A 26757-nucleotide genomic window follows, 5' to 3' on the forward strand; every position below is an offset into this window, starting at 1 on the left:
TACCGCGTCAACGGTAGTCGGCGGGCCCGCGATCAGCAGGTCGAACGACCAGGGTTCAGTTGGCGCGCGGCGGGCCGGGCGGCACCGGAGTGGCCGAGACGGCAGGGGCGGGATCGCCCTGCAACGCCGACATGCTCTTCCAGGTGTTCCAGTCGATGGTCCAGTCGTAGATGTCGCCGTCCGCCGCCGACAGCTGGATGCGGGTGCCGGTCACCTCGACCGGGTCGCCGTACAGCGCGGTCGGGAAGTACGCCTGCGCATCTCCCGGGCTCAGATTGATGCAGCCGTTGGTGACATTCGTATTGCCCTGCGCCGACAGCGATTCCGGATTGGCGTGGATGAACTCGCCATTGTTGGAGATGCGCACCGCCCAGCGCTCCCGCACGTTCTCGTAGTACGGCGGATTCGACATCATGAAGTCCTCGTACTTCTCCGTCACCACGTGGATGCCGGAGCGGGTGACATTGCGGTCCTCATTGCCCTCGCCGTAGCTCACCGGGAAATCGAAGACGACCTGGCCGTCGCGCACCACCCGCATGCGGTGGCTGGGGGCGTCGGCCTTGACGATCTGGGCGCGGCCGATGCTGAAGTTCGAGCTCATATCGGCCGCGCCGTACGCGCCGTCGCCCATATCCATGCCGTACAGCTTGGCCTGCAGGTCCACCGTGGTGCCGGGCGTCCAGTACTCGCGCGGACGCCAGTGCGCGCGAGAGCCGCCGTTGTCATCCGGCAGCCACGCCCACGAGCCCTCCACGCCGGGATCGGTGCTGACCGTCATGGCCCGCTCCACCGCCGCCTTGTTCTCGACATGCTTGCTGAACTGCACGATGATCGGCGCGGCGATGCCGACCTGCTGGCCGTCGCCGATATTGATGGTCGCCGACACCGTCGACTCCGGTCGCACCGTGGTGAACTTCGCGTCGATCGGCACCGGCTTGCCGTCGGTGCCGGTGGCGGTGCCCGACCAGCTGTAGGTGACGCCGTAGCCGAGCGGCTCGGTCACCGTGAACGCCGTGTGGTCGGCGTTGAACTCGCCGGTGACCTGTTTGCCGTTGGGGTTGGTCAGGGCCACCTGGTCGATGCGGCCGCCGGCCACCGAGACCGAGACGGGTGCGGTGGGGTTGACATCGCCGGCGCCGTCGCCGGGGTCGACTGTCACCTTTGCGACGGGACCCGCGGGGGCCTGCGGGCCGTCACCCTTATCCGATGAACATCCGGCCAGCAGCGCGACCGCGGCGAGAAACGCGGTCAGCACCGTGGCCACTCGTCTGGCGGATCCTCCTCGATTGCTCACTTACGCCAAGTTACCCCTCGATACCGCGGCCCCCGGGCTGCGCGGACCGTGGGGAACGCCACCCTTTCAGAGCGTCAGGCCGACGGTGACGGGCTCCGGTTCCAGGCGGATGCCGAAGCGCTCGGCCACCCCGTCGCGGACCGTGCGAGCCAGCGCGACCACATCCGACGCCTTGGCCGCACCGCGATTCGTCAAGGCCAGGGTGTGCTTCGTGGACAGCCGGGCGGGGGCGGACTCGTCCGGGAAACCCTTGGCGAAACCCGCGCGCTCGATGAGCCAGCCCGCCGAGAACTTCACGCCGTCCGGGGCGGGATAGGTGGGCACCGCCACATCCGGACCCACCTGTGCGGTGATGGCCGCGCGCACCTGCTCGACACGGGCGGCGGGCACCACCGGATTGGTGAAGAACGAACCCGCGCTCCAGGTGTCGTGATCGGCCGGATCCAGCACCATGCCCTTGCCCGCGCGCAACCGCAGCACCGCCGCGCGGACCTCGGCGGCGGGACGGGACTCCCCCTCCTCGGCACCGAGGGCGGCGGCCAGCTCGCGATAGCGCAGGGGTGCGCTGGAACCGTCGGCACGCAGGGCGAATTCGACGGCCAGCACGACCGCGTGATCACTGTGCTTGAGCACCGAGGTGCGATAGCCGAAACCGAGCTCGGACGGCTGCACCCAGGTGATCTCGCCGGACGCGCGATCCAGCAGCCGCACGCGCGTGAGCAGATTCGCGACCTCGACGCCGTACGCACCGACATTCTGCACGGGGGTCGCACCGGCGGAACCCGGGATGCCGGACAGGCATTCGAGACCGCCGTACCCGGCGACCACCGTCTCGGCCACCACGGCATCCCAGTTCGCACCCGCCTCGGCGATTACGCGCACCACATCGCCCCCACCTGGCACATCGGTCACGCCGATCCCACCGGCCGCGGGTGTCGCGACGACCGCACCGGTCTCGGCATCCGTGCGGATGGCCGCAGCGCGCGCATCGTTCCCGGCGACGGCGGCAACGGCGTCGTCCGCGCCCGTCAGGATGCGCACTCCCGCATTGGCGATGCGCACCACCACGCCCGGGAACCCCTCATCCGCGACGAGGAGGTTCGAGCCGCCCGCGACCAGCAGCACCGGGATGTCGGCGGCGTCCAGGGCGCGGACCGTCGCCACCAGCGCCTCCGTGGTGGCGCAATCCGCGACGGGGGCCGGGCCGCCCACCCGCAGGGTCGTCAGCTCCGCCAGCGGCACCGCATCGCGCAGTCGCGCGCCGGTCGTCGCCAGCATGTCCCGCAGGTGCTCGAACGGCACCACCCGAGAAGTACGCACAGGCACAGACGGTAGCGTGTCCCCCCATGGCGACACCTCTGGCCTTCACCGGGCGCTCCGCCCACTCCGCCGCCTCCGTACGCGCGGCCTTCGCCAATGAGCAGTATTGGAAGGACCGCGTCGAGCAGGTCGGCGGCGTCAACGCGCGCATCGAATCCATCGCCATCGACGGCGAGCGGGTGCACGTGGAGCTCGTCCAGACCATTCCCCCCGCGGATCTGCCCGCCCAGATCACCGCGATCAAACCGGACGGGCTGGTCATTCCGCGGACCGAGGTCTGGAACGGCTCGTCGGGCACCTTCACCGCGCGGGTCGACGGCGCGCCCGCCGAGGTGAGCGGCACGCTCACGCTCAGCGCGGACGGCACCGGCTCCAGCTACGTGGTCGACGGCAGTATCGAGGTCAAGATCCCGCTCTTCGGCCGCAAGATCGAAGCCGCCATCCAGGAGAACCTGACCGACCTGCTGGTCCGCGAGGCCGAGTTCACCGACAATTGGCTGTCTTCGCACTGACCGCGGCTATCCGCCGGTAACCTCACCGCTCATGGCCCGCCGACTCGACTACTCCGCCCGCTATCCGCTGCACACCACCGAAGAGGTCTACACGGCTCTGTCCAGCCGCGCCTACTGGGATGCGCGGATCGAGGAGATGCGGAAATACTCACCCAACGACGTGGTGAACCTGACGGCGGGCGACGACGGCATCGACGTGGTGCTACGCCATGTGCTGCCGCGCGACATGCTGCCGCCCATGGCGCAGACCGTCATGCGCGGTGATATGACCATCACCCGCACCGAGCACTACGACCCCTTCGGACCCGAGGTGCACGGCACCTATACAGCGGAAATCCCGAACGGGCCGGGCACGCTCGGGGGGAAACTGCACCTGTTCCCCACCGAGATCGGCTGCACCCTGCGCATCTCCTCCCGGGCGCAGGTGCACATCCCGTTCTTCGGAACCAAGCTCGAACAACTGCTGCTCGTGAACCTGATCGACCTGTTCCGGGCGGAAGCCGAAATGACACAGCGGTGGCTGGACGAGCTGAAACCCGTCCACTAGCCAAGCCCATCGGCACCATCACGCGCGGCACCACCGGCATCAACCGGCTGCGGCGCGGTGACCGGTGGCTGGTCCACGACGAACTGGTAACCGGGCGGCTACTGGCCGCGACGCGGCCGCTGGTCGTGGACCTCGGCTACGGGGCCATGCCGGTCACCACGCTGGAACTGGCCGCGCGGCTGCGGACGGTGCGCGCCGATATCCGCGTGGTGGGGCTGGAGATCGACCCCGATCGGGTGGTGCCCGGCCGCGACGGCGTCGAATTCGCGCGCGGGGGTTTCGAATTGGCGGGCCTGCGGCCGGATCTGGTGCGGGCCTTCAATGTGCTGCGGCAGTATCCGGAATCGGCCGTGCCGGGGGCGTGGAACACCATCCTCGGCAATCTCGCGCCCGGCGGGCTGCTACTGGACGGCACCTGCGACGAACTCGGGCGGCGGTGCGCCTGGGTGCTGCTCGACCGTGCCGGACCGCTCTCACTGACCCTCGCCTGGGATCCGTTCGATATCGAGAAACCCTCCGACCTCGCCGAACGACTCCCGAAAGTCCTGATCCACCGCAATATCCCGGGCGAACCCATCCACACGCTGCTCAGCGCCGCCGATCGGGCGTGGGCCCGTGCCGCGCCGCTGGCGGTGTTCGGGCCGCGGGTGCGGTGGCGGCACGCAGCGGAACTGTTACGGCAGCAAGGGTTTCCGCTGCGGGGGTATCGGCGACGGATGCGCGACTGTGTGCTGTCGGTGCCATGGGCGGACGTCGCGCCGAGGTGAGTGGAATCCGGCGAGCAGCCGGACCGGCGTGCGGGGGCACCACCCGTGCAGGCCGCACCACCCGTGCAGATCGGCACCGCGCGGATGGCGGTGAGCAGCCGCTTGTGGGTGGCCGACTCCGTGTGGACCGGGACCGCAGCGGCGCGGAGTCGAGCGAACGGCGGACGCGGAGTCGAGCGAACGGCGGGCGCGTAGTTCGGCGAGGGTGTCGTCAGCGCGGGCGCAGGTGGCGTTCGCCGAAGTCGCGCACCGCGTCCAGGCAGCCGAGCAGGGTGGAGGGAGCCAGCAGGGAACTCGGCTGGAAGGGCTGCCGCCACAGGCCGCCGTGCGCGGCACCGGTGGTGAACAGGGCTTCGGGGTTGGCCTCGGAGTCCTGGGCCGGGTCGAACAGGTCGGCCACCAGTTTGGCGGCCAGCAGGACGCGGGCCGTGGACGGTTCGAAGACCTCGATGCCGTAATGGTCGACGCCGCGCAGTGTGATCGGGCGCAGCGTGGCCTCCCGAATATCGGTGGGCCAGGCCGGCGGAGCGACCGTATACGAGACCGTGCCACCGGCGGCGCGGGTCAGCACCGCGCGCCAGCGCGGAAGACGCTGGGCCAGGGCGTAATCCGGGCCGAGAATGGTCGGGAGATTGTCGAACAGGCCCCATTCCGCGCCGTCCTCGGTGCGGACCGGCTCCGGATAGTTCGGGTGATACACCGGCCAGGGGGTCACGCGGCGCAGCGCGTCCTGCACCGTGCCGCGCACTCCCCCGCCGGTCGAGCGCTCCCGCGCCGCCGCCAGCACCGGCGGGGGCACCGCGTAACAGTCGGTGGACGCGCCCAGATAGGCGAGCGCGGTATCCGGGCGGGCGCGCCGCACCGCCTCGGCGAGTACATCGGCCGCCGCGGACAGCCGCACCCCGGCCGCGCCCGGATTGCTCGCATACAGGCCCAGCACCGGGCGGGCGTCGGCATGGGCGAGAATCCAACGAACCAGCGTCGGAAAGTGTTTGGTGAGATCCGCGCCGGGGCCGGACTCGGTGAGCGGGAAACGCAGCGAGCCCGCGCGCGATCGCGCCACGGCGTGCAGGCGATCCCAGCGGGAGCGGCCCGGACGGTCCACCGCCAAAACATCCGCGCCCCAGGACAACAGCGGCCGCAGGGGCGCGAGATGCGCGGACGCGCCCACCACCGTCAGCCGGAAACCGGGCAGCGGCAGCCACTCCGGATGGTCGATGACCCGCTCCACCGCTGTCGCGAAACCGGGCTCCACGATGCCGTCGCGCTGCCAGCTCGCCAGCTGCCGCCGTAACCGCTCCTCCGCCAACACCTCTCCGCGATACGGCACCTCCAGCCGCCGCACCGGCTCGGCCGCACCGTCCACGCGTCCGGTGGCCAGATCCGTATCGTCGGCCTCCACGGCCACGTTCACCGACCGCAGCGCGGTCACCCGACGGCCCGCCGCGAACCGCAGCATGGTGCGCAGCGACGCCAACCCCTCCTGGGCGATACCCAGCGACATCGCCGGCGCGGACACCGCCAACGCCGTCACACCGCGAAACACCCCGCGATATCCGCGCCGCCAATCCCGGGACGTCTCCACCGACTGCGCCAGATCCGCGTCGAACCGCCGTACCGCATCGGCCACCACCGCGGCGGTGAACATATCGGCGACCCGATCCGGCGGCCCCGGGGGAAAGCTCAGATCCCACGCACCACAGCCGACCTTCCCCATGATCAGTCACCATGCCACGAACCGGATTCCGGCGCGACCCCGCCGACGACGCGACCCCCACATGCCATGACCTACCGCTTCGGACTCGCCATGCCGCAGTGGTCAGGCGCGGGCGAGGGCGCGGTGCAGGCGGGCGGCGGTGAGTGGGGGGAGGGCGGTGCAGGCGGTGCGGATGTCGGTGCTGGCGCAGCGGTCGATGGCGACCGCGTCGGCCACCACTTCGTCGAGGGCGGATTGGCCGATGCCGGTCTCGGCCAGATCGAGGACCGTGCGCAGCGGGGTGGTGACCAGGAACGCGCCCGCCGACTGGATGTCGGAGCGGGTGAGGGCGCGGCGCAGGACCACCAGGCGGGGGGAGAGCGGGAAGCGGCCCACCCCGGCGGAGATGTGGACGTAGCGGGGGCGCAGCCGACCCAGACCGTGCAGTTCGGCGGCGCTGTGGTGGGAGACCGCGGCGGCGCCGTCGAACCAGGCCGACCACATCGCGTACTCGTCGAGCGGGCCGTCGGGCCAGTCGGTCAGGCGCAGCAGGCCCACTCCGGCCCGGGACACCGTGCCGTCCCGCAAACCGTCGCGGACCTGGACCTCGCAGCCGGTGCGCAGCACCTGCCGGGTCGTGAAATACCCCGCGTGCCGGCCGGCCAGCTGCCGCAACGCCTGCCATCCGCGCCCGAAATCCCGCTCCGCTGCGGCTTCCCCAGCCATGTGAAACAGGTTACGCCGGGGGTTGTGCGTTATGTCACATTCCGCCCAGGTTCGGTCAACACCTCATCGGAAGCACAGAGCCCGCACAGAAACCTCGGGAAGAATCGCCCCCATGAGCTCGAAACCCACCTCGGACGACGCGGCCGAGCGCGATACCGGCGCGCCTCACGCCTCGGACCCGGACGCCACCCTGGTCGGCGGCACCGGAAACGAAGTGAGCCACGAGCCGGGCACCGCCCTACCGGACACCACCGCCGAACACAGACCCGAAGCATCCGGCAGCGACCACGCCACCGAGGTCCCCGGGGGCGGCGCGTCCGACTCCGCACCGCCGCGAGCATCGGGCGCGACCGTAACCGACGACACCACCAAGGCATTCGGGAGCGGCAAGTCGGTATCCGACTCGGCACCGACCAAGGTCCTCGGCGCACACCAGGGCGTCGGACAGGACGACACCACCGTAGCGTTCGGCGGCCGTGCGTCCGTGTCTGACTCGGCACCGACCGAGGTCCTCGGCGCGAACACGACGGCAGCCGGAAACAACGACACGACCAAGGCATTCCCCGGCCGTGTGTCCGTGTCCGACTCGGCGCCCACCGAGGTACTGGGCAACTCCCCCGATGCCGCGTACCCGCAGCACGCCGGAATGCGCGGGGCGCAGGAGAATCCGACCGATCACCGCACCGAGGTGCTCGCCCCGACCGGCGGTCCGAATCCGTCCGGCCACCAGGACACTTCTGGCCACCAGGACACTGCGGTGCTCGGCTCGACCGGCGGTCCGTACCCGTCCGGCCGCCAGGACACCGCGGCGCTGGGACCGTACGGCACCGAGACCTTCGACGCGGCCGCGCTGGCGGCGGGCGCGGCACCCGGCGGCGAACAGCAGCCGCCGACCACTCCCCCGCCACCGGTGGGGCCGAATGCCGCTGGCTCCGGAGGAGGTTCGTCCTGGATGCGTGGTCGCACCCTGCTCATCGTCGCCGTCGTGGTCTCGCTGCTCGCCATCGCCGCCCTGGCCGGTGGTGAGGCCTACGCGCGGCGCACCGTGGAGAACTGCATCACCTCCCAGTTCGAACAGGAGATGGGGTCCAGGATCGACGTGTCCTTCGGGGCCAAACCCATGCTCATCACCATGTTCGACGGCAAGGTGTCGTCGGTGACGGTGAACAGCGACGACACCAAATTCGGTCCCGCCGTGGGCATGGTGGTGCACGCGAAGTTCAACGACATCGAGGTGGTGGACAACGGACGCGGCGGCGGCACCATCGGCAGCTCTTCCGCCGACGTCACCTGGAGCAACGACGGCATCTCGAAAACCCTGGGCGGCTTGGTGTCCGGCGTCGAGTCCAATCCGACCAAGGACACGCTGACCTTCGCGGTGCTGGGCGGACTCGCGGGCCTCGAGGTCAAGCCCCAGGTGGTCGGCGGCAGGGTGGAGGTCACCACCGAAGCGGCCTCGCTGCTCGGCTTCGGCCTGCCCACCGATCTGGTCGAGGGCATCGTCGACCTGATGGCGGAGAGCCTGCAGAGCTACCCGATGGGGCTGCAACCCACCGAGGTCCAGGTCACCGACAGCGGCCTGCGCGTGCTGCTCGCGGGCGGCAAGACCGAACTGCCTGCCGCGCAGGGCGATTCCTCCGACTTCCGCTGCTGACACAGCCTGTTGAGATGCCCGAGTTGACGGGTGTTTCGACAGCGCCATTCTCGGGCGTCCGGCACTCACACCGCGAGCGGGTGTGTGCCGGCTCCCGCGTCCAACGGGCCGGTTGCACCGGCACCCGCAGGATGCCGGAGCGACCGTTCCTGCTCGCTGGCACTCCCTCGGGCTGCGGCGGTGAGCGTTGTGCGGCGGAACGCGCTCACCGCGGTAGATCACGCCCACCTGGGGATCGCACCTGGTCTGGTGCCGTGGTGCGCGACGATTCGTCGCCGCAGGGTCGGGGCCGCGGGGTGGGTCAGGGCGGCCGCGTGATCGAGCCAGCCCGCGAGGTCGGGTCAGTCCGGGAACCCGGCCAGCACCTCGCGTGAGCGCGACAGCCCCAGCCGGGTAGCCCCCGCCGCGATCAGCTCCGCCGCCGCCTCGGCGGTGCGGATGCCGCCGCTGGCCTTGACACCCAAACGGTCGCCGACCGTCTCGGCCATCAACCGCACCGCGTGCGCGCTCGCCCCACCGGAGGGATGAAAACCGGTGGAGGTCTTCACGAAATCGGCTCCGGCGCGTTCGGCAGCCCGGCAGCATTCCACGATCGCGGCATCGGTGAGAGCCGCCGATTCGATGATCACCTTGAGCAGCGCGCGGTCCCCGATGGCCTCGCGCACCGTGATGATGTCGCCCAGCACCGCGTTGAAATCCCCCGCCACCGCCGCGCCGACGTCGATGACCATATCCACCTCGTCCGCGCCCTGGTCCACCGACAACCGCGCCTCGGTGCCCTTGACCAGCGAATGATGCTTACCGGACGGGAAACCCGCGACGGTGGCCACCGCCAGACCGGGGGCGCGCAGCGGCAGCATGGACGGCGACACGCAGACCGCGAAGACGCCGAGGTCGCGGGCCTCGTCCACGAGCGCGGCCACCTGCGCGGCGGTCGCCTCCGGTGCGAGCAGGGTGTGATCGATCAGTGCCGCGACGTCCCGGCGGGAAAGCTGTGCCATGGGCTGTGAGTTTGGCATATCGGTGGCAATTTCATTGCGAGTGCGGACCGCTGTCCCGCACACTCGTAGGTGTGCTGATTCGTCGCGAGCGTCCGGGCGACGTCGCCGCCATCGCCGCGGTGCACCGGAACGCCTTCGCCGCCCAGTACGCCAACGCCCACGGCGAGCCCTGGCCGGACGATGGCGCACCGGCGGCCCTCGCCGATCCCCCCGAGGTCGATCTGGTGCGGCGGCTGCGCGACAACTCCGGATGGATGCCCACGCTGACCATGGTGGCCGAGATTCAGGACCGCGTGGCCGGCCATATCTGCCTCACCCGGGCCGCGGTCGGGCCGTTCCCGGTGCTGGCGCTGGGCCCGATCGGCGTACTGCCGCAATTCCAGAGCGGCGGCATCGGCGCGGCCCTCATGCACGCGGCGCTGGGCGCGGCCGACGCACTCGACGAGCCCCTGGTGGGCCTGCTGGGCAGTCTCGACTACTACCCGCGATTCGGCTTCGTGCCCGGTGCGCGGCTGAGCATCGTGCCGGACAATCCCGAATGGGCGTCGCATTTCCAGGTGCGGCCGCTGAGCGCGTACGAGGACGAGATCAGCGGCGAGTTCCGCTACGCCGACCCGTTCTACGAATTGTGAACCGGGGCGGCTCGCCCCTGACGGAGGTCACAGTGCCGTCCCTGGGAGGATGGCCGGTATGAGTTCTGCCGCTGCCACCGATGATCGGCGCTATGTGCTGACCCTGGGCTGCCCGGACCGTCCGGGCATCATCGCCCGGATCACCTCCTTCATCGCCGACTTCGGCGGGTCGATCGTGGAGGCCGGCTACCACTCCGATTTCGAGACCGGCTGGTTCTTCACGCGGCAGGCCATCGAGGCGGCCACGGTGCCGTTCGGCCTCGACGAACTGCGTGACCGGTTCACCGCCGTGGCGGCCGAACTGGGTCCGGAGACCGAATGGCAGGTCCACGACTCCGGGGCCAAGCGCCGCGCCGTCCTGCTGGTCAGCAAGGACGGGCACTGCCTGCACGACCTACTCGGCCGCGCCACCATGGGCGAACTGCCCGCCACCATCGAGGCCGTGATCGGCAACCACCCCGACCTGGCCGCCATTACCGAGGCGCACGGCGTGAAATTCCACCACGTGCCCTTCCCCAAGGACCCCGCCGACCGCGGCCCGGCCTTCGAGCAGGTGCGCGAACTGGTGGACGTGCACGATCCGCACGCCGTGGTGCTGGCCCGGTTCATGCAGGTGCTGCCGCCGGAACTGTGCGAGCACTGGGCGGGGCGCGCCATCAATATCCACCACAGCTTCCTGCCGTCGTTCGTGGGCGCGCGCCCGTATCACCAGGCGTTCGCGCGCGGCGTGAAGCTGATCGGCGCGACCTGCCACTACGTGACGGCCGAACTCGACGCGGGACCGATCATCGAACAGGACGTCATTCGCATCGACCACGCCGACACCGTGCGCGATATGGTCCGGCAGGGGCGCGATATCGAGCGCGTGGTGCTGGCGCGCGGGCTGCGCTGGCACCTCGAGGGCCGGGTGCTGGTCCACGGCCGTCGCACCGTCGTCTTCTCATGAGGGGTGATCCCCCGCCGCCGGTAACGGCACGGCAGCACGACGTTCGCCGGTAAGGCCTTCGCCGCCGCGCCCACGAACCCGTGTGGGGCGCAGCGGCGAAGGCGCTCGACAGCACAGCGGCGAAGGCGCGCGACAACACACGGCCGACAGCGCGCGAACCGCGTCTTATCCGGCGGCGGCGATACGTCCGCGACGGCCGATGCGAATAATGCGGTCGACCTCGGTATTGAACTCGTCGACGGCCTCGATATTCGGCAGGTGGCCGGTCGGCAGGATCACGTAGCGCTCCAGATTGCCCGCCGCCGAGAGGGTGTCGGCGATCTCGCGGGAGTGGATCTCGGGAAGCAGCCGGTCGTGCGAGCCCGCCATGACGGTGGTGGGTACGCACAGATCCGCGGCGGCGCCGTTGATATCCAGGTCGATCAGGCCGCGGGCCACGGCGGCGCGCACCGACGGACGGCACGAGCGCACGATGGACAGACCGAAGGCCGCCTGGTCGGTGGTGGCCGACGGAGTCAGCAGCCGCGACTTGGCGATCAGGTTCACCGCCGGGCCGCCCGGCAGTGGAACCGGCGTGCCGAACAGCGCCAGCGCCATCAGTCGCGGCGCCGGAATCAGATCGTTGAACAGCGGAATCACGGTGGCGCGGGCGGAGATTCGGCCCGCCGCGGTGGTGGCGAGCAGGACCGACCTGGCCCGCTGCGCCACCTGTTCCGGGTAGTGCTTGGCCCACGCCTGAATGGTCATGCCGCCCATGCTGTGTCCCACCAGCACCGCGCGCTGGCCGGGACGCAGCACCGCGTCCAAGATGTCGGAGAAGTCGTCGGCCAACTGGGCGTCGCTGAAACCGCGCGTGCCCAGGTCGCTTTCGCCGTGGCCGCGCTGATCGAAGGAGACCACTCGGTAGTCACCGGCGAAGGCGTTGATCTGCGGGTACCAGTACTCCAGGCTGCACGACCAGCCGTGCGCGAAGATCAGCACATCGCGATCGGCCGGGCCGTAGGCGTGCACGCGCAGCTTCGCGCCGTCGCGCGTGGTGACGGGAATGACGTCGGGGGCGATTCGCGGTGCGTTGAACGACTCGGTCGCGTACGTCCGAGCCCGCAGTCTGGCCCGGTACGGGGCGGTCAGCGCGTCGGCCCGGAGGTCGGTCACCGCTTCAGGCAGCTTCACCAGCATGAGCACTCCTTTGTGTCCTACGGCACACTACCCAGCAAGCACCGGTGCTAGCAATAGCAAGCACCCGAATCGTGACACTCGGTCGTATGCGGCCGCCCTGATTGATTACCCGTTCCGCCGCAACGGCATTCGTCCGGAAAATCGGGGCGACTGTTACCTACAACACAGTTTCGTCCCCGAATATGCCGGTCCCGAGATGCCGAATGCCCGCGCGCGCACGGGCATCCGCGCTCCCGCGCGAGCGTTCTACGCGCCGACGGCGGCCGGAATCGTGAAGGCGGCCTTGGCAACCCGAGCCAGTTCGGCGTTGAACCGCTCGTATGCCTCGACATTGCCGAGATGACCGGTGGGAAGTATGCGGTAGCCGTCGAAAGACCCCACCTCACGCAGCATGTCGACAATGCGCTCGGAATGCACCGGCGGGGTCATGAAATCGAACTCGCCCGCGATGACCGTGGTCGGCACGGTGAAGTTCAGCGCGCCCCGACCCACATCGAGGTAGGACAGCAGGGTGCCGAAGCGACCGCGCACGGCCGCCGGGCAGGAACGCACGATGTTGTGCGAGAACAGGGCGATATCGCCGACCGCGGCCAGCGTCATGATCTGGCGGCGCAGTACCCAGGGAATCGGCACGACCGGCGGCAGCGGGAGCGGAGCGCTCAGGGCCAGCAGGCCGATCAGGAAGGGGAGGCGGCGGGCCAGTTCGGGGCCGAAGCTCGGCACCACCGTGGTCTCGGCGATCAGATCCGCGGACGCGGTATTGGTGAGCAGCACGGCCGCCGCACGGGCAGGCACCTGCTCGGGATGGCGACCGGCCCACGCCTGCATGGTCATACCGCCCAGGCTGTGACCGACCAGGACCGCGCGTTCGCCGGGGCGCAGGGTGGCCTCCAGTACGGCTTGGAGGTCGTCGGCCAGCAGGTCGGTGGTGAGCGGGCTGCGGCCGCGCTCGCTCTCACCGTGGCCGCGCACGTCGTAGGCGACCACGCGGTACTCGCCGGCGAAGGCGTTGATCTGAGGGTTCCAGTATTCGAGGCTGCACGTCCAGCCGTGCACCAGGACGATGGTGTCGGCGTCGGCGGGACCGTAGACGTGCGCCCGCAGCCGGGTGCCGTCGGCGGCGGTCACCGTGACGGCTTCGTGGGGCGCGGACGGGGTGTTGAGCGCCGCGGTCTCGTAGACCCGGGTCCGCAGGCCCGCCCGATGGGCGAGCATCAGGTCGCGAACCCGCCCCGCAAGGTCCGCTGGTGTAGGCAGCTTTGCCCGCATAGGACACTCCTTTGTGTTACTGCTAGATACAGTAACTCCATCGGAGGCCCGCTTGCTAGTGCAAGCACTAAAAAAATTCGGGTGCCAGCAGTCCACACAGGACCGCCGACACCCGGCAATTTCTTCGCGGAGGCCCGCCCTACCAGCGCGGACCGCGCTGCACCTCGTCGACCTTGGGCCGCACATCGGCCAGATACACGCCACTGGCGACCACCGCGATGATCATCAGCAGCCCCACGCCGCCCTGCGCCAGCAGCACGAACAGCAGCGCGCCGCACAGAATGCCGACCCACGCGGGCTTGCTCAGCTTGTCGACGGCCGTGAACGCGTCCGGGCGCTGCCGAACCGCGTGAATCAGCGCGAAGAGGGTCATACCGAGCGCACCCAGCCACAGCAGCAGAAAAATCATCCCGGTAATCGAAGTCACCCCACCCATGATACGAGCAACACCGCCACTGCACCGGCCCGAAATCACCGGTCGGACATACCGGATTCGCGCCGCCCCCGAGTGCCGCCCAGCATCTGCCGTCGTGAGGACTATCGCCTGGCGCATCTCCGCCAACACGCTGCTTATTGCCCGCGTGCGCGCGGTGGCTGTGGGACCTTCTTTCCGACGCGGAACGCGATCCTGGCGGTCGCGCTGGCCATTCCGCTCGCGTTCGTCATCGGCCTGGATGTCACCCTGACGGTCTGGTTCCCGCAGGATCAGCGCCGCACACCGGTCGGAAATCGACCGCGCCGCCGACTCCAGCACTGCCGCAGATCAGGCATCGCGCCCGCACGGTTAGCGCATCGCGCTCTCGCTGCCCGACCCACGGCGGCTTTGCGCCGCCCCAGCTCGGTCGCGGCCGCGGCGCTCGCGCTGCCATGGGCCAGCTGGCTCTCGCGCTGCCATGGGCCAGCCAGACGGTGACACATCACGCCCGCGCTGACTGCCGCACCTCGCGGCAGGTACGGGCGCACCGACAGCGAGGTCCGGGCACGCCGACGGCGGCCTCCGCGCATCGTCATGTGCGGAGGCCGCCGGAACGGGGTGTGCCGCTTACTTCTTGGCGGCGGGGGTGGCCTTCTTGGCCGGGGCCTTCTTGGCGGGTGCCTTCTTGGCCGGGGCCTTCTTGGCGGCCGGGGTCTCGGCGGGCTCGTCGGTCACCTTGACGACCTCGGCCTCGACGGTCTCCTCGAGCTCCTCGGCCTGCTCGGCCGCGCGGCCCAGCAGCGGGCCGACCTGGTCCTGCACCTTGCCCAGCACGTCCTCGGTGCGGGTCACCAGGTCGCTGTAGAAGCTCTCGACCTGCTCGAAGCGCTCCTCGAAGGTCGGGTTGGCGCGCAGCCGCTCGACCGTCTCCTCGCCGCGGGCGGCCAGGTCGGCGTACAGGTCGAGGACCTGGTGGTAGTACTGGTCGGCGAGGCGGCGCAGCTCCTCGGCGGTGAGCTTCTCGCGCAGCTCCGCGAGGTCGTCCGGCAGCTCGGAGGGCAGCGAGGACACCCGGGTGCGGATGGTCTCGATCTGCTCCTGCACATCGGCCGGCAGGTTGGCGAAGCGCTCGCGGGCCTCTTCCACGCGGCCGGACACGTCGGTGGCGGCGACCTGCTCGCGCACCTTCTCGACGATGTCCTTGACCTGCGCGTACACGGTGTCGCCCGCGCCGACGCCGGCGTACAGCGGCTTGGCTACGGCGGTGGGAAGCTTGGTTTCGGTCATGGTTGCTCGTTCTCCTGGCGTGGCGGAACTTCAGTGATGCGGTGCGGAACCTCGTTGTCCCTGTCTCCCCCGGGAACGCCCCCCTTGTGGTCCGTCGCGTCCCCTCGGTCCTCGTTCGCCGCGTTTTCCCGGCGGAACGATTCGTAGATGTCCAGGAGCACCTGTTTCTGGCGTTCGGTGATCGCCGTCTCGGCCAGCAGGGCATCCCGGACCGGGCTGTGCGGCCTCTGCTCGAGGTACCCGGCCCGCATGTACAAGACCTCCGAGGACACCCGCAGACCCTTCGCGATCTGTGCGAGCACCTCGGCGGACGGGTTGCGCAATCCACGCTCGATCTGGCTGAGGTACGGATTGCTCACCCCCGCCAGCGCGGCGAGCTGACGCAGGGAGACCTGCGCGGCCTCGCGTTGCGCCCGGATGAAGCCCCCGATGTCGTGCGCCGCGTTGGCTACGCGGCCCTTGGCATCGCCGCCGTCGTCGGACGTCTCCGGCGACGGGTCGATGTTCGGGTTGGGAACCTCGGGTTCCTGTGCCATCACTCACCTTCCGGCGGTTGTGGGGTCAATTCTAAGTCAGGGTGCTAGCTCTTGCAAGCACCCCTGCTAGCACCTATTCGGCAAACACTTGGCCGCCATATCTAGGCATTTGTCCAGTTTTGTCGTCAGCCTTGGAACAGCAGATGCGATATGGAATAAATCGCCAGGCCCGCGAGCGATCCCACCACCGTTCCGTTGATCCGGATGAATTGCAGATCGCGGCCCGCCTGCAATTCGATCTTCCGGCTGGCCTCCTCCGCATCCCAGCGGGCAACCGTGTCACTGACCAGCGTCGCGACCTCCTGGCCGTAGTTGGACACCAGATAACGGGTGCCCCGCTCGACCCAGCCATCGACGCGCTCGCTCATACCCGGCTCGTCCACCAGCCGCTGACCCAACTGCTGCACATTGTCGGCCACCTTGCGCCGCAGGGTGGAGTTCGGGTCCTCGGCCGACTCCAGGATCATCCGCTTGGCCGCCCGCCAGGTGGCATGCGCCATACCGGTGATCTCCTCCCGGCCCATCAGTTCCGACTTCACCCGTTCGGCCTTCTTGATCATCGCGTCGTCGAATTGGAGATCGTGCGCGAATTCGGAGAGGAACCGATTCGCCGCCTGCCGCACCTCATGATCCGGCTGCGAGCGCACCTTCCAGGTGAATTCCACCAACTCCCGATAGATCCGCTCGGCCAGCAGCGTGTTGACGAACTTCGGCGCCCAGCCCGGAGCGTCGCGTTCGACGATGCGGTCGATGGTCTCCTGGCTGCCCAGCGCCCACTGATGCGCCCGCTCGGCCAGCAGGTCCAGCAGCGGCTGCTGCCGGTTGTCGGCCAGCAGCTCGTCGAGCACCTTGCCGATCGGCGGCCCCCACAGCGGTTCGGCGATGCGCTTGACGATGGTGTGGTCGATGACCTGCTCGACATCCTCGTCGCGCAGCACGCCGATGACTGCCCGCAGAATGGTGGCCGACTCCTCCGCCACCCGTTCGGCATGCTCCGGATTCGCCATCCAGCGGCCCAGGCGCAGCGAGATCTGGGCCGAATTCACCTTCTCCGCCACCACGTCCGGGGACAGGAAGTTGGTGCGCACGAAATCACCGAGGCTCTCGCCGAGCTGATCCTTCTTCTTGCGGATGATGGCGGTGTGCGGAATCGGCAGGCCCAGCGGATGCCGGAACAGCGCCGTCACCGCGAACCAGTCGGCCAGCGCGCCGACCATGCCCGCCTCGGACGCGGCCCGCACATAACCGACCCAGTCGCCGCCCGCGCCACGCGACTCGGTCCAGCGGCAGAAGAGATAGATGATCGTCGCCACGGCCAGGAAGGCGGTGGCGACCAATTTCATCCGCCGTAGGTCGCGCGCCTTGCCCTCTTCGTCCATGAGGTCGGCGAAGGCCCCGGTCGGCGCGCTCTTCTTGGTCGGTTCGAGTACCCCGGTGCTGCCGGTGGGTTGCTCCATATGTTCCATTCTGCGGTGTCGCGCCGACTGCGCCCGGCTACCGGGCCGCGCCCGAACCGCGATATCGGGCGCATGCGAGGCTTAAGCTGAAGGGGACCAGCACCGGAACGCGAGCGAGGGAGTCGACGCTGACCACGAAGGAGACCGTGAGCGCCGCCATGGACACCACAGCGCGCCCCGGCCGCGTGGACGGCCGCAAGCGACGCTGGCAGCAGCACAAGATAGATCGACGCGAGGAACTCGTCGACGGGACCCTCGCCGCCATCCGCAAGCGCGGTGGCGATGTGGGCATGGACGAGATCGCCGCCGAGATCGGCGTGTCCAAAACCGTCCTGTACCGATACTTCTCGGACAAGCAGGATCTGACGCGGGCCACCATGGAGCGGTTCATCGAGACCACGCTCATGCCGCGCATCTACGAGGCCATCAGCGACGACCTCGACGAATATCAGCTGGTACGCAATACGCTCGCCGCCTACGTGCACACGGTGGACGCCGACACCGACGTCTACCGCTTCATCATGGGCAACGGGGCCTCCACCGACACCTCCACGCTCGCCGACTTCGAGAAGTTGTTCGCGCAGGTGGTGGCGGCGGTCATCACCGACAAGGCGATCGACCGGGAGGTCGATACGCGCGGGGCGATGCTGTGGGCGTACGTCCTCGTCGGCGGTGTGCAGCTGGCGACGGACTGGTGGGTCACCAATCGCACCATGTCGAGTGAGGAGATGCTCGACTACCTCACCATGATGGCGTGGAGCGCGATCGAGGGCATGATCCGCGCGGGCGGTTCGCGGGAGTGGTTCAACGCCCAGGAGCATGTGCTCCCGGATCCGGAAAACCGGGCCTGACGGGCCGATCCGGTTCCTGCCGACCGAACTTTCCACGGAGCGGAAATCCGCACGGCAACAATCCGCACCGAGGTAGTCCGTTCGGCAGACACACGGTGCTAGGCCGGATCGAGGCCCTTTGGTTAGTCTGATCAACGGCGGGCACGAGAGTGCGGGAACAGCCGCCGAGTCGGCACCAACGGGGGCGCCGACACCTTCTGGAGGGTCACCTATGGCGAAAGAGCTGCCCACATCCAGGCTGGCGCGGGGGACGAAGCTCGGTATGGCGGTCGCCGGTAATGCCTTGCGCGCACAGAAGACCCGGCGTTCCATGCGGGGGCGTTCGGAGGCCGTCCGCGCCCGGATGGCCGAGGAGTCCATGATCCGGGCCACCGAACAGATGGTGATGGTGCTGGGCACCATGAAGGGCGTCGCCATGAAACTCGGGCAGATGCTCTCGGTGCTCGACCTGGATCTGGTGCCGCCCGAACACCGCGACCGCTTCCAGCGCCGCCTCGCCGTGCTGCGCGACAGCGCGCCCACCGTGGACTTCGACGTCATGCGCGCGGTCATCGAGGAGGACTACGGCAAACCGCTCGACCAGGTTTTCGCCACCTTCGAGCCGGAACCGATCGCCGCCGCCTCCATCGGACAGGTGTACCGCGCCACCCTGCACGACGGCCGCACCGTGGCGGTGAAGGTCCAGTACCCGGGTATCGACGCGGCCGTGCGCGCGGATCTGAAGAATCTGGCCATGTTTCGCCGCGTCCTGCAGTCGGCCATGCCCTGGGTGACGCCCGCGGTCCTGGACGAGCTGCGGCTGAATCTGGAGAGCGAACTCGACTACGTCGCCGAGGCCGATACCCAGCGCGAGATCGCGCGGCTGTTCGCGGGGCATCCGTTCATCGTCGTACCCGACACCATGCCGGAGCTGTCCACCACCCGGGTGCTGGTGAGCGAGTACTTCGCGGGCCGCGGCTTCGACGAGATCCGGCAGCTGCCCGATGCCGAGCGCAATCGCATCGGCGAGATCATCTACCGCTTCTACGTGGGTTCGCTGTTCACCTTCAACGAATTCTGCGGCGATCCGCATCCGGGCAATCTGCTGCTCGGCGATGACGGGCGGGTCGCCTTCCTCGATTTCGGGCTGTTCAACCGGATGGATCCCGAGCACGTCCAGTTCGAGATCACCTGCATCCGCGCCGCCGCCGAGGAGCGCGCGGAGGATCTGCGTGACCTCATGGTGCAGCGTGGCGTGATCGAGTCACCCGAGGAGATAACGCCCGAGGAGTGCCTGGAATACGTGCTGGCGGCCTGCGAGTGGGCGCTCATCGACCAGGAGTTGACCATCACGCCCGAGCTGGCCTCCGGGGCGTTCGTGCTCGCGGTGGATCCGCGGGCCAGTGAGTTCGCGGGGATGAAACAGCAGAATCTGCCGCCGGAGCACCTGTTCTCGCGGCGCGCGGATTTCCTCACCTTCGGCATGCTCGGGCAGTTGGAGGCCACCAACAACTGGCACCGCATCGCCCGCGAATGGCTCTACGACGACGAACCGGTCACCGACCTGGGCAAGGCGCATCACGCCTGGCTGGCGACCCGCCCCGCGCCGGAGCCGAAATCGAAGGGCGCGCCCGCCAAGAAGAAGACCACCCGCAAACGCACCACCACCAAGGCGTGAACCGCCGCATGAGGAGAAGGCAATGGCCGATCGGGAATTCGACCTCGTACTGTTCGGGGCGACCGGCTTCGTAGGAAAACTGACCGCGGAATATCTCGCCCAGGCCGCGCCCGCGGGCGCGCGCATCGCGCTGGCGGGCCGTTCGGAAGCGAAGCTGGCGGCGGTGCGCGCCGAACTCGGTGCGGCCGCAGCGGACTGGCCGCTGGTGATCGCGGATTCGTCGGATCAGGCATCGCTGGACGCGCTGGCCGCGCGCACCAAGGTGGTGGTGACCACGGTCGGCCCGTACCTGCGCTACGGTCTGCCGCTGGTGCAGGCGTGCGCCGAGAACGGCACGCACTACGCCGATCTCACCGGTGAGCCGCTGTTCATCCGCGAATGCATCGACCGCTTCGGCGACAAGGCCGCCGAGACCGGTGCGAAGATCGTGAATTCCTGTGGCTACGACTCGATTCCGTCGGATCTGAGCGTGTACCAGCTGTACCGGCGCAGCGTCGCGGACAATACCGGCGAGCTGACCGACACCACGCTGGTGGCGTGGCTCAAGGGCGGAATGAGCGGCGGCACGGTGGATTCCGGGCGGGCCATGATGGAGGCCATCGCGGCCGACCCGGCCAAGGCGTCGATCATGTCGCATCCGTATTCGCTCAGCCCGGACAAATCCCTGGACCCCGATGTGGGCCGCCAGACCGATCAGGCGCTGGCCCGGGCGTCGAGCATCGATCCCAGCCTGGACGGCTGGGTGGCGACCTTCGTGATGGCCGCGCACAACACCAAGGTGGTGCGCCGCAGCAACGGCCTGCTCGGCTGGCCGTACGGCAAGAACTTCCGCTACCGGGAGGTCATGAGCGTCGGATCGTCCACCACCGCACCGCTGGTGGCCGCCGGGGTCGCGGGCGGCATCGTGGCGACCATGGCCGCGGGCGCGGTGCTGTCGCGCGTCGCGATGGGGCGCAGGCTGCTCGACCGCATGGTGCCCAAGCCCGGCACCGGACCGAGCGAAAGCGCCCGCCGCAGTGGGTGGTTCACCATGCGCACCTTCGCGCACACCACCTCCGGGGCGAAATACGTGTGCACCTTCGCCGGTCAGGGCGATCCGGGCTATCAGGCCACCTCGGTCATGCTCGGGCAGTCGGGGCTGGCGCTGGCCTTCGACACACTGCCGGAGATCGCCGGAATCCTCACTCCCGCTTCGGCCATGGGTGACGCGCTCACCGAGCGGCTGCGCGCCGCCGGGATGACCGTCGAGGTCGAGACCGCCTGATCCGGCGGCGCCTCCGCATGCGGGGGCGCCGCCCGCGGGACGACCGCGCTTCCGTCTGCCGCGCGGTATCCAAAATGGATATCCAAAATCGGAATCCATAGTGGGCCAGGTCACATTCGAGCAACTTCCGGATCCACACACCGATTCGGGAGCTCCGGTAGGGTCCCCAGCGGGACGCAGGGGTGCTCGCAGAAAGGGGAACGCCCTACATGTCCGCATCGGACGTCGGGAATCGCTCGGCACATCCCGGCTACCAGGGGGAACGCCTGCCGTGAACACCAAATGGCTGCTGACTCCCGAGGAGTTCAGCCTGATCTGGACCCGGGAGACCCGACAGGACCGCCGCCCCTATCCGCTGCACACCATCCCCACGCCCGAAACCCCGGATACCGCACAGCGTTTGCGGCACCGGTTCCTGCGCCGCACCGATCCGGAACTCACGGCCGCCCTCATGCTGTGCGCCCGCTCCGACGCCACCACCGTCACCCTGTTCGGCGAGCGGACCGCGGGTCCGGCCGTCCGCGCCTTCGCCGCGGTGGCGCAGCAGCGCGCCGGAGTGCTGATCGGCCTGCCGGACGCCGTGAGCGTCATGGTGTGCCCGGCCGAGCGCCTGGGCCGGGAGCTGGTGGAGGCCGTCGGCTCCGCACCGGCCGGTCGCCTCGCCCCGTTGCGGGAACCCCAGGACGCGGTGCTGCGCGATGCGGGCGGCCATCGCTGCGCCGAACACGAAACCCGGGGTGACGCAGCCCTTTTCCGCCGCAAACTGAACGAGCCGGTGGACGGGCGCGGTTTCATCACCGTGTCGGTGGCTCCGGCCAATCCGCTGTCCCCGCCCACCCGGCATCGCACCTGGCTGGACTTCTCCGACGACGGCCGCTATCTGCTCACCACCGATGCCGACCTGACGCTGACCCCGGTGAACGATGAGGACTTCGCCGCCGCGCTCATGCACATGGCTCGGCTGTGAATCCTCCGGTTCCGGCGACAAGCGGGTGAACGCTTGGCAACGGGTGGATTTCGGCGAGTCCGCCACGCGGGGCCATCCCGCCGTGCTACATCTCAGAGATGGCGAAGTCGACTACCTGGTCTGTTCCGGTGACCAAGGCCCTGCGGGCGAACGGTACGAAGGTCAAGAAATTCGACACCTCGGCCACCCCCGGCTTCAAGGGCGACAAGAAGGCCGGGGAGAAACTGCTCGCCGAGCGGGCCGTGGTGCTCTCCGATCTCCAGGAACGCCTGTACGCCAACGGCCGATCCGGCGACCAGCGCAGCGTCCTGCTGGTCCTGCAGGGCATGGACACCGCGGGCAAGGGCGGCATCGTCCGGCACGTCATCGGCTCGGTCGATCCGCAGGGCGTCGACCACGCCGCCTTCGGCGTGCCGACCGAGATCGAGCGCAAACACCACTACCTGTGGCGCATTCGCAAGGCGCTGCCCCGCCCCGGCCAGATCGGCGTCTTCGACCGCTCGCACTACGAGGACGTGCTCGTGGTGCGCGTCCACGAACTGGTCCCGCCGGAGGTGTGGGACAAACGCTATGACGAGATCAACAAATTCGAGCGCAAGGTGGTCGACGGCGGCACCACGATCATCAAGGTCGCCATGTTCGTCTCGCTCGACGAGCAGCGCAAGCGCCTCATGCAGCGCCTCGAACGCACCGACAAGTATTGGAAGTTCAACCCGGCCGATATCGACGAACGCGCCTACTGGCCCGCCTATCAGGAGGCGTACCAGGCCGTTCTGGACCGGACGAATACCGAGTACGCGCCCTGGCATCTGCTGCCCGCCGATCACAAGTGGTATTCGCGCCTGGCCGTCACCGAATTGCTCATCGACGCCCTCCAGGGCCTGAAGCTGGAATGGCCGCCCGCGAATTTCGATATCGAGGAGCAGAAGCGCCGACTGCTGAAGTCCTGACGCGCTGCCTACCAGGATCTCGCGTACCAGGAATCTCTCAGGTTCACCCGCCATGATGGCGCTCGTGTGTGTCTGGTCGCGGCCGTCAGCGGTCACGCAAATCTCGCGGTCCCGGCCGTACGATGCAGGCGCAGGGGTCCGAGGCGACAGAAAGGCGTGGTGAACGCACAGGTGAGCAAGCAGGATCTTCGGAAGAACCCGCTCGCGGCGGCGCAGCGGTCCGACCGCAATCGCAAGATCGCCATTCAGGTGGTGGTGGCCGCCGTGCTGGTGGGCCTGGTCGCGGCGATCATCATCGGCATCGCCATGGGCCGGGAGGACAAAGACGAATCCACGGCCTTCAACCCGACGCTCGGCTTCGATTCCAGCCAAGGCGCGGTGCCGCCGAACCTCACCCCGGGTGGCGCCATTCGGGTCGGTGACGCCGACGCCAAGGTGAAGATCCAGGTGGTCGCGGACCCGCAGTGCCCGGCCTGCGCCATGTTCGAGAAGGCCAACGGCGAGGTGCTGGAGCAGTCGGTGACCGACGGCACCGCCGCGGTGGAGTACAACATCATCTCGTTCCTGGACCGCGCCTCCAGCAACCAGTACTCCTCGCGCGCCGCCAATGCGGCGTACGTGGTGGGCACCACCGATCCGTCGAAGTTCCAGGGGTTCCTGGCGAAGCTGTTCGCCGCGCAGACCCCCGAAGGCGGCGGTCCCGGCCTCACCGATGATCAGCTGATCGAGATCGCGACCTCGGCCGGTTACACCGATCCCGCTGTGGCGCAGGCCATTCGGGACAACAAGTACGCCGCCTTCGTGCAGGCCGAGACGCAGGCCGTCTTCGACGCGGGGGTCAAGTCGACGCCGTCGGTGTACGTGAACGGTGAGCAGGTGCAGACCCAGCAGGAGTTGATGACCGAGGGCGGGCTGCGACCGGTGATCGAGGCCGCGGCGAAGTGATCATCACGGCTACGCCCAAGGCCGCCTGGGCGCTGTTGATCGGCGGCCTGGCGGGCTGGATCGCGTCGATCGTGCTGACGGTCGACAAGTTCAAGCTGCTCACCGATCCCGGGTTCAAGCCGCTGTGCAGTATCGACCAGGTGGTGGCCTGTACCACCGTCATCGAATCGGATCAGGCCTCCGCCTTCGGTTTTCCCAACCCGCTCATCGGCATCGTCGGCTTCTCCGTGGTGGTGACGCTGGCGGTGCTGGGCATCGCCGGAATCGGCTTCCCGCGCTGGTTCTGGGGTGGCCTGTGGTTCGGGCTGGTGCTGGGCATGGTGTTCATCGGCTGGCTGATCTTCCAGGCGGCGTACCGGATTCACGCCATGTGCCCGTGGTGCATGGTGGTGTGGGCGGCCACGCCGGTGCTGCTGGCCGTCACCACCGGGCAGCTGTTCGAGCGGTCCCGGGGAATCCTGCAGATCGTGGTGGAGTGGCGGTGGACCGTGGTCGCCGTCTACTACGCCGTGGTGGTGCTGATCCTGTTCCTCCAGTTCCAGGACTACTGGCTGGATCTGGTCTAGTTCGGCGGCCCGGCGCTCAGCGTCACGTATACCGTGCGCTGCCCGCCGGGCCCGGTCAGATCCAGGCGCACAACGTCATTCGGCTTCCGGAAATTGAGGGCGGCGCGCAGCGCCGTGGCCGTGGCGATGCGCTGACCGTCCACGGCGACGATGACCTCCCCCTCGGTGAGGCCCGCGGCATGGGCGGGGAGGCCGTGGATGGCGAGGTCGATGCGCGCACCGCCGTCGCGGTCGTCTTTGGTGAGAACGCCGAGAGTGGCGGTCGGTCCGACCTGTACGGTGTCGGTGGAAGTGCCGGAACGGATCTGCCGCACCACGGCCATGGCGTCGTCGATGGGCACGGCGTACCCGCTCGGGTCCCGGCCGAGCAGCTCCTGCACCTCCCCCGACGCGGCGGTGACCACGCCGACCACCGCCCCGTACCGGTCGACCAGCGCGCCGCCGGACTGCCCCGCGCTGACCGCGCCCGCGATCTCGATCATGCCGGTCAGGTTCTTGCGGGACAGGTCGGCCGAATCCCGGGCCACGATGGCGCTGTCCAGACCGGTGATGGTGCCGCCCACGGCGGTCGGTGCACCGGTGCCGCCCGCATTGCCGATGGCGAGCACCTCGTCGCCGATCCGCAGCGGCATAGAACTGCCCAGCCGCGCGACCGGCAGCGCGTCCGCGCCGGAGAGTTCCAGCAGGGCAATATCGGCGCTCGAGTCGTAGCCGAGCACGGTGGCCGGGTATTCCGCGCCGGTGCCGATATCGGTGACCCGCACCCGCTCCGCGCCCTTGATGACGTGATGGCTGGTGAGCACCTGACCGTCCGCGGTGAGTACGATGCCCGATCCGGCGGCCCCGAGCCCGAAGGGCCGCACACTCGCGTTCACATTGACCAGTGCGGGCTCGACAACCTGCGAGACCACCGTGGCGTCCAGCGGCGGCAGCGGCGGACCGAGCAGGCTGTGCTCGACGGCATCGGCTCGGAATGGCCAGCGGGGCAGCTCCCCCTGGTAGCCGAGCAGCGCACCGACGGCCAGGACGGCGGCGACCACCAGCGCGAGGAACCGTCCGGCCCCGGTTCGCTCCCGTTCCCGTTCGTGCATCGCCACCCGCCTCCTGTGTGCCCGTGGGCCCGGCGTTTGTACTTCCAGTAGTACCAGCACAGCGCACCGGGGTGACATAACAGACGAAAGGTTGGCTCATCGTGGCATGCGGGAGTAGGCATGTAGCTATGACCACAGCTGCCGCCTATGCCGTTTCCGCACCGGATGGCCACTTCGAGAAGGTCGCCATCGAACGCCGTGAACTCGGCCCGCACGACGTGCTGATCGATATCGAATACGCGGGTATCTGCCACTCCGATATCCACACCGCCCGCGACGAATGGGGCGGTGCGAAGTATCCGTGCGTGCCCGGCCACGAGATCGCGGGCCATGTCGCGGCGGTCGGCTCGGCCGTGACCAAGTTCCAGGTCGGCGACCGAGTGGGCGTGGGCTGCATGGTGGATTCCTGCGGGAAGTGCGAACCCTGTCTGGCCGGGGAGGAGCAGTACTGCGTCCCCGGCGCGACCATGACCTACAACACGCCCGTGCCGGAGGAGTTCCAGCCGGGCGGATACACCCTCGGCGGGTACTCGACCCAGATCGTGGTGACCGAGAGCTTCGTGGTGTCGATTCCGGAGGGCATCGGGCTCGATGTGGCCGCGCCGCTGCTGTGCGCGGGCATCACGCTGTTCTCCCCGCTGCGGCACTGGAACGCCGGTCCCGGCAAGCGCGTCGCCATCATCGGCATGGGCGGGCTCGGGCATGTCGGGGTGAAGATCGCGGCCGCCATGGGCGCGGAGGTCACCGTGCTCAGCCATTCGCTGAGCAAGGAGGCCGACGGGCGCACGTTCGGCGCGCACCACTACTACGCCACCAGCGACAAGCAGACCTTCCGCGACCTGCGCAGCCACTTCGACCTGATCATCAATACGGTGTCGGCCGATCTGCCCATCGACAGCTACCTCAAGCTGCTGCGCCTGGACGGCACGCTGGTGATCCTGGGCCTGCCCGAGAACCCGCTCCAGGTCAAACCGTTCACCATCGCGGGCTACCGGCGCTCGCTGGCGGGCTCCATGATCGGCGGCATCGCGCAGACCCAGGAGATGCTGAACTTCTGCGCCGAGCACGGCATCGGCGCGGAGATCGAGACCATTTCCGCCGACCGGATCGACGAGGCGTACGAGCGGGTCGTCGCCAGCGATGTGCGCTATCGCTTCGTGATCGACACGGCCACCATGTGAGCTCCGCCGACCGGCGGATGACACGCGGCGGTCCGCGCCGCCACTGA

General features: G+C 68.9%; 26 protein-coding genes. 14 read left to right on the forward strand and 12 right to left on the reverse strand.

What is annotated here, in order from left to right; translation table 11 throughout:
- Nucleotides 1-55: 55 nt before the first annotated feature.
- Both QJS31_RS15740 and QJS31_RS15745 read right to left on the reverse strand, forming a co-directional pair.
- Complete coding sequence (locus QJS31_RS15740; RefSeq protein ID WP_282781622.1) at nt 56-1264, reverse strand: Ig-like domain-containing protein; 1209 nt, start codon at nt 1262-1264, stop codon at nt 56-58.
- Nucleotides 1265-1360: 96 nt separating this feature from the next.
- On the reverse strand, nt 1361-2572 hold the full coding sequence (locus QJS31_RS15745) for a UDP-N-acetylmuramate dehydrogenase (RefSeq protein WP_282781641.1): 1212 nt from the start codon (nt 2570-2572) through the stop codon (nt 1361-1363).
- A 68-nt stretch (nt 2573-2640) separates the two neighbouring features.
- Between QJS31_RS15745 and QJS31_RS15750 the strand changes: the two genes are divergently transcribed.
- Genes QJS31_RS15750 through QJS31_RS15760 form a run of 3 tightly spaced genes read left to right on the forward strand, consistent with a single transcriptional unit; the run spans nt 2641 to nt 4440 of the window.
- Nucleotides 2641-3126, forward strand: a complete 486-nt coding sequence (locus tag QJS31_RS15750; RefSeq protein WP_282781624.1) for a DUF2505 domain-containing protein — start codon at nt 2641-2643, stop codon at nt 3124-3126.
- Nucleotides 3127-3157: 31 nt separating this feature from the next.
- Nucleotides 3158-3673: a DUF2505 domain-containing protein gene (locus tag QJS31_RS15755; RefSeq protein WP_282781627.1), complete on the forward strand. Its 516-nt coding sequence runs from the start codon at nt 3158-3160 to the stop codon at nt 3671-3673.
- Nucleotides 3643-4440, forward strand: a complete 798-nt coding sequence (locus tag QJS31_RS15760; protein WP_282781629.1) for a class I SAM-dependent methyltransferase — start codon at nt 3643-3645, stop codon at nt 4438-4440. The genes QJS31_RS15755 and QJS31_RS15760 overlap by 31 nt, the downstream gene beginning before the upstream one ends.
- Before the next feature lie 211 nt (nt 4441-4651).
- Here the strand turns inward: QJS31_RS15760 and QJS31_RS15765 are convergent, their stop codons facing one another.
- Both QJS31_RS15765 and QJS31_RS15770 read right to left on the reverse strand, forming a co-directional pair.
- Nucleotides 4652-6157, reverse strand: coding sequence for a hypothetical protein (locus QJS31_RS15765; RefSeq protein WP_282781631.1), 1506 nt, complete (start codon nt 6155-6157; stop codon nt 4652-4654).
- A 102-nt stretch (nt 6158-6259) separates the two neighbouring features.
- Nucleotides 6260-6862, reverse strand: a complete 603-nt coding sequence (locus tag QJS31_RS15770) for a hypothetical protein (RefSeq protein ID WP_143983707.1) — start codon at nt 6860-6862, stop codon at nt 6260-6262.
- Between the two features lie 112 nt (nt 6863-6974).
- On the opposite strand from QJS31_RS15770, the gene QJS31_RS37375 reads away from it, so the two are divergent.
- A complete protein-coding gene (locus tag QJS31_RS37375; RefSeq protein WP_372341682.1) occupies nt 6975-8516 on the forward strand; it encodes an LmeA family phospholipid-binding protein in 1542 nt (513 codons plus the stop codon).
- Between the two features lie 341 nt (nt 8517-8857).
- Here the strand turns inward: QJS31_RS37375 and deoC are convergent, their stop codons facing one another.
- Nucleotides 8858-9517 carry a deoxyribose-phosphate aldolase gene (gene deoC / locus QJS31_RS15780; RefSeq protein ID WP_282781632.1) on the reverse strand — a complete coding sequence of 220 codons (660 nt, stop codon included), beginning with the start codon at nt 9515-9517 and terminating at the stop codon, nt 8858-8860.
- Between the two features lie 71 nt (nt 9518-9588).
- Between deoC and QJS31_RS15785 the strand changes: the two genes are divergently transcribed.
- Nucleotides 9589-10149: a GNAT family N-acetyltransferase gene (locus tag QJS31_RS15785; protein ID WP_282781633.1), complete on the forward strand. Its 561-nt coding sequence runs from the start codon at nt 9589-9591 to the stop codon at nt 10147-10149.
- Between the two features lie 58 nt (nt 10150-10207).
- Nucleotides 10208-11095: a formyltetrahydrofolate deformylase gene (purU, locus tag QJS31_RS15790; protein ID WP_282781634.1), complete on the forward strand. Its 888-nt coding sequence runs from the start codon at nt 10208-10210 to the stop codon at nt 11093-11095.
- A gap of 165 nt (nt 11096-11260) precedes the next feature.
- Here the strand turns inward: purU and QJS31_RS15795 are convergent, their stop codons facing one another.
- The 6 genes from QJS31_RS15795 to QJS31_RS15820 all read right to left on the reverse strand — a co-directional run bounded on the left by QJS31_RS15795 (nt 11261) and on the right by QJS31_RS15820 (nt 17160).
- Nucleotides 11261-12274 carry an alpha/beta fold hydrolase gene (locus QJS31_RS15795; protein ID WP_282781636.1) on the reverse strand — a complete coding sequence of 338 codons (1014 nt, stop codon included), beginning with the start codon at nt 12272-12274 and terminating at the stop codon, nt 11261-11263.
- 246 nt (nt 12275-12520) lie between these two features.
- Nucleotides 12521-13543 (reverse strand): alpha/beta fold hydrolase, encoded by a 1023-nt coding sequence (locus QJS31_RS15800; protein ID WP_306357022.1) that lies wholly within the window; start codon nt 13541-13543, stop codon nt 12521-12523.
- Nucleotides 13544-13682: 139 nt separating this feature from the next.
- Nucleotides 13683-13979, reverse strand: a complete 297-nt coding sequence (locus QJS31_RS15805; protein WP_029926177.1) for a DUF2516 family protein — start codon at nt 13977-13979, stop codon at nt 13683-13685.
- 606 nt (nt 13980-14585) lie between these two features.
- Nucleotides 14586-15245: a heparin-binding hemagglutinin gene (locus QJS31_RS15810; protein ID WP_306357023.1), complete on the reverse strand. Its 660-nt coding sequence runs from the start codon at nt 15243-15245 to the stop codon at nt 14586-14588.
- On the reverse strand, nt 15242-15781 hold the full coding sequence (locus QJS31_RS15815) for a helix-turn-helix domain-containing protein (RefSeq protein WP_282780609.1): 540 nt from the start codon (nt 15779-15781) through the stop codon (nt 15242-15244). The genes QJS31_RS15810 and QJS31_RS15815 overlap by 4 nt, the downstream gene beginning before the upstream one ends.
- A gap of 125 nt (nt 15782-15906) precedes the next feature.
- Nucleotides 15907-17160, reverse strand: coding sequence for a DUF445 domain-containing protein (locus tag QJS31_RS15820; RefSeq protein ID WP_029926183.1), 1254 nt, complete (start codon nt 17158-17160; stop codon nt 15907-15909).
- Nucleotides 17161-17396: 236 nt separating this feature from the next.
- Here QJS31_RS15820 and QJS31_RS15825 point away from each other — a divergent pair, with 236 nt between their 5' ends.
- From QJS31_RS15825 to QJS31_RS15855, 7 genes are all read left to right on the forward strand, one after another.
- Complete coding sequence (locus QJS31_RS15825) at nt 17397-18089, forward strand: TetR/AcrR family transcriptional regulator (protein WP_051037801.1); 693 nt, start codon at nt 17397-17399, stop codon at nt 18087-18089.
- A gap of 211 nt (nt 18090-18300) precedes the next feature.
- Nucleotides 18301-19746 (forward strand): AarF/ABC1/UbiB kinase family protein, encoded by a 1446-nt coding sequence (locus QJS31_RS15830; RefSeq protein ID WP_282780611.1) that lies wholly within the window; start codon nt 18301-18303, stop codon nt 19744-19746.
- A 22-nt stretch (nt 19747-19768) separates the two neighbouring features.
- Nucleotides 19769-21010 carry a trans-acting enoyl reductase family protein gene (locus QJS31_RS15835; RefSeq protein WP_282780613.1) on the forward strand — a complete coding sequence of 414 codons (1242 nt, stop codon included), beginning with the start codon at nt 19769-19771 and terminating at the stop codon, nt 21008-21010.
- Nucleotides 21011-21281: 271 nt separating this feature from the next.
- Nucleotides 21282-21977, forward strand: coding sequence for an ESX secretion-associated protein EspG (locus tag QJS31_RS15840; RefSeq protein ID WP_282780616.1), 696 nt, complete (start codon nt 21282-21284; stop codon nt 21975-21977).
- Nucleotides 21978-22075: 98 nt separating this feature from the next.
- The gene (locus QJS31_RS15845) at nt 22076-22927 is read left to right on the forward strand and encodes a polyphosphate kinase 2 family protein (protein ID WP_306357024.1); all 852 of its coding nucleotides are present in this window, start codon (nt 22076-22078) and stop codon (nt 22925-22927) included.
- Nucleotides 22928-23086: 159 nt separating this feature from the next.
- Complete coding sequence (locus QJS31_RS15850; RefSeq protein ID WP_306357025.1) at nt 23087-23872, forward strand: thioredoxin domain-containing protein; 786 nt, start codon at nt 23087-23089, stop codon at nt 23870-23872.
- Nucleotides 23869-24438, forward strand: a complete 570-nt coding sequence (locus QJS31_RS15855; protein ID WP_306357026.1) for a vitamin K epoxide reductase family protein — start codon at nt 23869-23871, stop codon at nt 24436-24438. Before QJS31_RS15850 ends, QJS31_RS15855 begins: the two co-directional genes overlap by 4 nt.
- Here the strand turns inward: QJS31_RS15855 and QJS31_RS15860 are convergent.
- Nucleotides 24435-25529, reverse strand: a complete 1095-nt coding sequence (locus QJS31_RS15860) for a S1C family serine protease (RefSeq protein ID WP_306357054.1) — start codon at nt 25527-25529, stop codon at nt 24435-24437. The genes QJS31_RS15855 and QJS31_RS15860 overlap by 4 nt on opposite strands.
- A 128-nt stretch (nt 25530-25657) precedes the next feature.
- Here QJS31_RS15860 and QJS31_RS15865 point away from each other — a divergent pair, with 128 nt between their 5' ends.
- The gene (locus QJS31_RS15865; protein WP_282780626.1) at nt 25658-26710 is read left to right on the forward strand and encodes an NAD(P)-dependent alcohol dehydrogenase; all 1053 of its coding nucleotides are present in this window, start codon (nt 25658-25660) and stop codon (nt 26708-26710) included.
- The last annotated feature ends 47 nt before the right edge of the window (nt 26711-26757 follow it).

Origin of the sequence: Nocardia sp. CC213A (assembly GCF_030766805.1) — a bacterium.
GTDB classification, from domain to species: domain Bacteria; phylum Actinomycetota; class Actinomycetes; order Mycobacteriales; family Mycobacteriaceae; genus Nocardia; species Nocardia otitidiscaviarum.

Coding starts and splice junctions, on each gene's coding strand:
- QJS31_RS15810 (WP_306357023.1), bottom strand. CDS start 15,245: ATGACCGAAACCAAGCTTCCCACCGCCGTAGCCAAGCCGCTGTACGCC.
- QJS31_RS15770 (WP_143983707.1), bottom strand. CDS start 6,862: ATGGCTGGGGAAGCCGCAGCGGAGCGGGATTTCGGGCGCGGATGGCAG.
- QJS31_RS15865 (WP_282780626.1), top strand. CDS start 25,658: ATGACCACAGCTGCCGCCTATGCCGTTTCCGCACCGGATGGCCACTTC.
- QJS31_RS15835 (WP_282780613.1), top strand. CDS start 19,769: ATGGCCGATCGGGAATTCGACCTCGTACTGTTCGGGGCGACCGGCTTC.
- QJS31_RS15765 (WP_282781631.1), bottom strand. CDS start 6,157: ATGGGGAAGGTCGGCTGTGGTGCGTGGGATCTGAGCTTTCCCCCGGGG.
- QJS31_RS15795 (WP_282781636.1), bottom strand. CDS start 12,274: ATGCTGGTGAAGCTGCCTGAAGCGGTGACCGACCTCCGGGCCGACGCG.
- QJS31_RS15860 (WP_306357054.1), bottom strand. CDS start 25,529: ATGCACGAACGGGAACGGGAGCGAACCGGGGCCGGACGGTTCCTCGCG.
- QJS31_RS37375 (WP_372341682.1), top strand. CDS start 6,975: ATGAGCTCGAAACCCACCTCGGACGACGCGGCCGAGCGCGATACCGGC.
- QJS31_RS15800 (WP_306357022.1), bottom strand. CDS start 13,543: ATGCGGGCAAAGCTGCCTACACCAGCGGACCTTGCGGGGCGGGTTCGC.
- QJS31_RS15745 (WP_282781641.1), bottom strand. CDS start 2,572: ATGCTGGCGACGACCGGCGCGCGACTGCGCGATGCGGTGCCGCTGGCG.
- purU (WP_282781634.1), top strand. CDS start 10,208: ATGAGTTCTGCCGCTGCCACCGATGATCGGCGCTATGTGCTGACCCTG.
- QJS31_RS15755 (WP_282781627.1), top strand. CDS start 3,158: ATGGCCCGCCGACTCGACTACTCCGCCCGCTATCCGCTGCACACCACC.
- QJS31_RS15825 (WP_051037801.1), top strand. CDS start 17,397: ATGGACACCACAGCGCGCCCCGGCCGCGTGGACGGCCGCAAGCGACGC.
- deoC (WP_282781632.1), bottom strand. CDS start 9,517: ATGGCACAGCTTTCCCGCCGGGACGTCGCGGCACTGATCGATCACACC.
- QJS31_RS15750 (WP_282781624.1), top strand. CDS start 2,641: ATGGCGACACCTCTGGCCTTCACCGGGCGCTCCGCCCACTCCGCCGCC.
- QJS31_RS15830 (WP_282780611.1), top strand. CDS start 18,301: ATGGCGAAAGAGCTGCCCACATCCAGGCTGGCGCGGGGGACGAAGCTC.
- QJS31_RS15820 (WP_029926183.1), bottom strand. CDS start 17,160: ATGGACGAAGAGGGCAAGGCGCGCGACCTACGGCGGATGAAATTGGTC.
- QJS31_RS15815 (WP_282780609.1), bottom strand. CDS start 15,781: ATGGCACAGGAACCCGAGGTTCCCAACCCGAACATCGACCCGTCGCCG.
- QJS31_RS15845 (WP_306357024.1), top strand. CDS start 22,076: ATGGCGAAGTCGACTACCTGGTCTGTTCCGGTGACCAAGGCCCTGCGG.
- QJS31_RS15805 (WP_029926177.1), bottom strand. CDS start 13,979: ATGGGTGGGGTGACTTCGATTACCGGGATGATTTTTCTGCTGCTGTGG.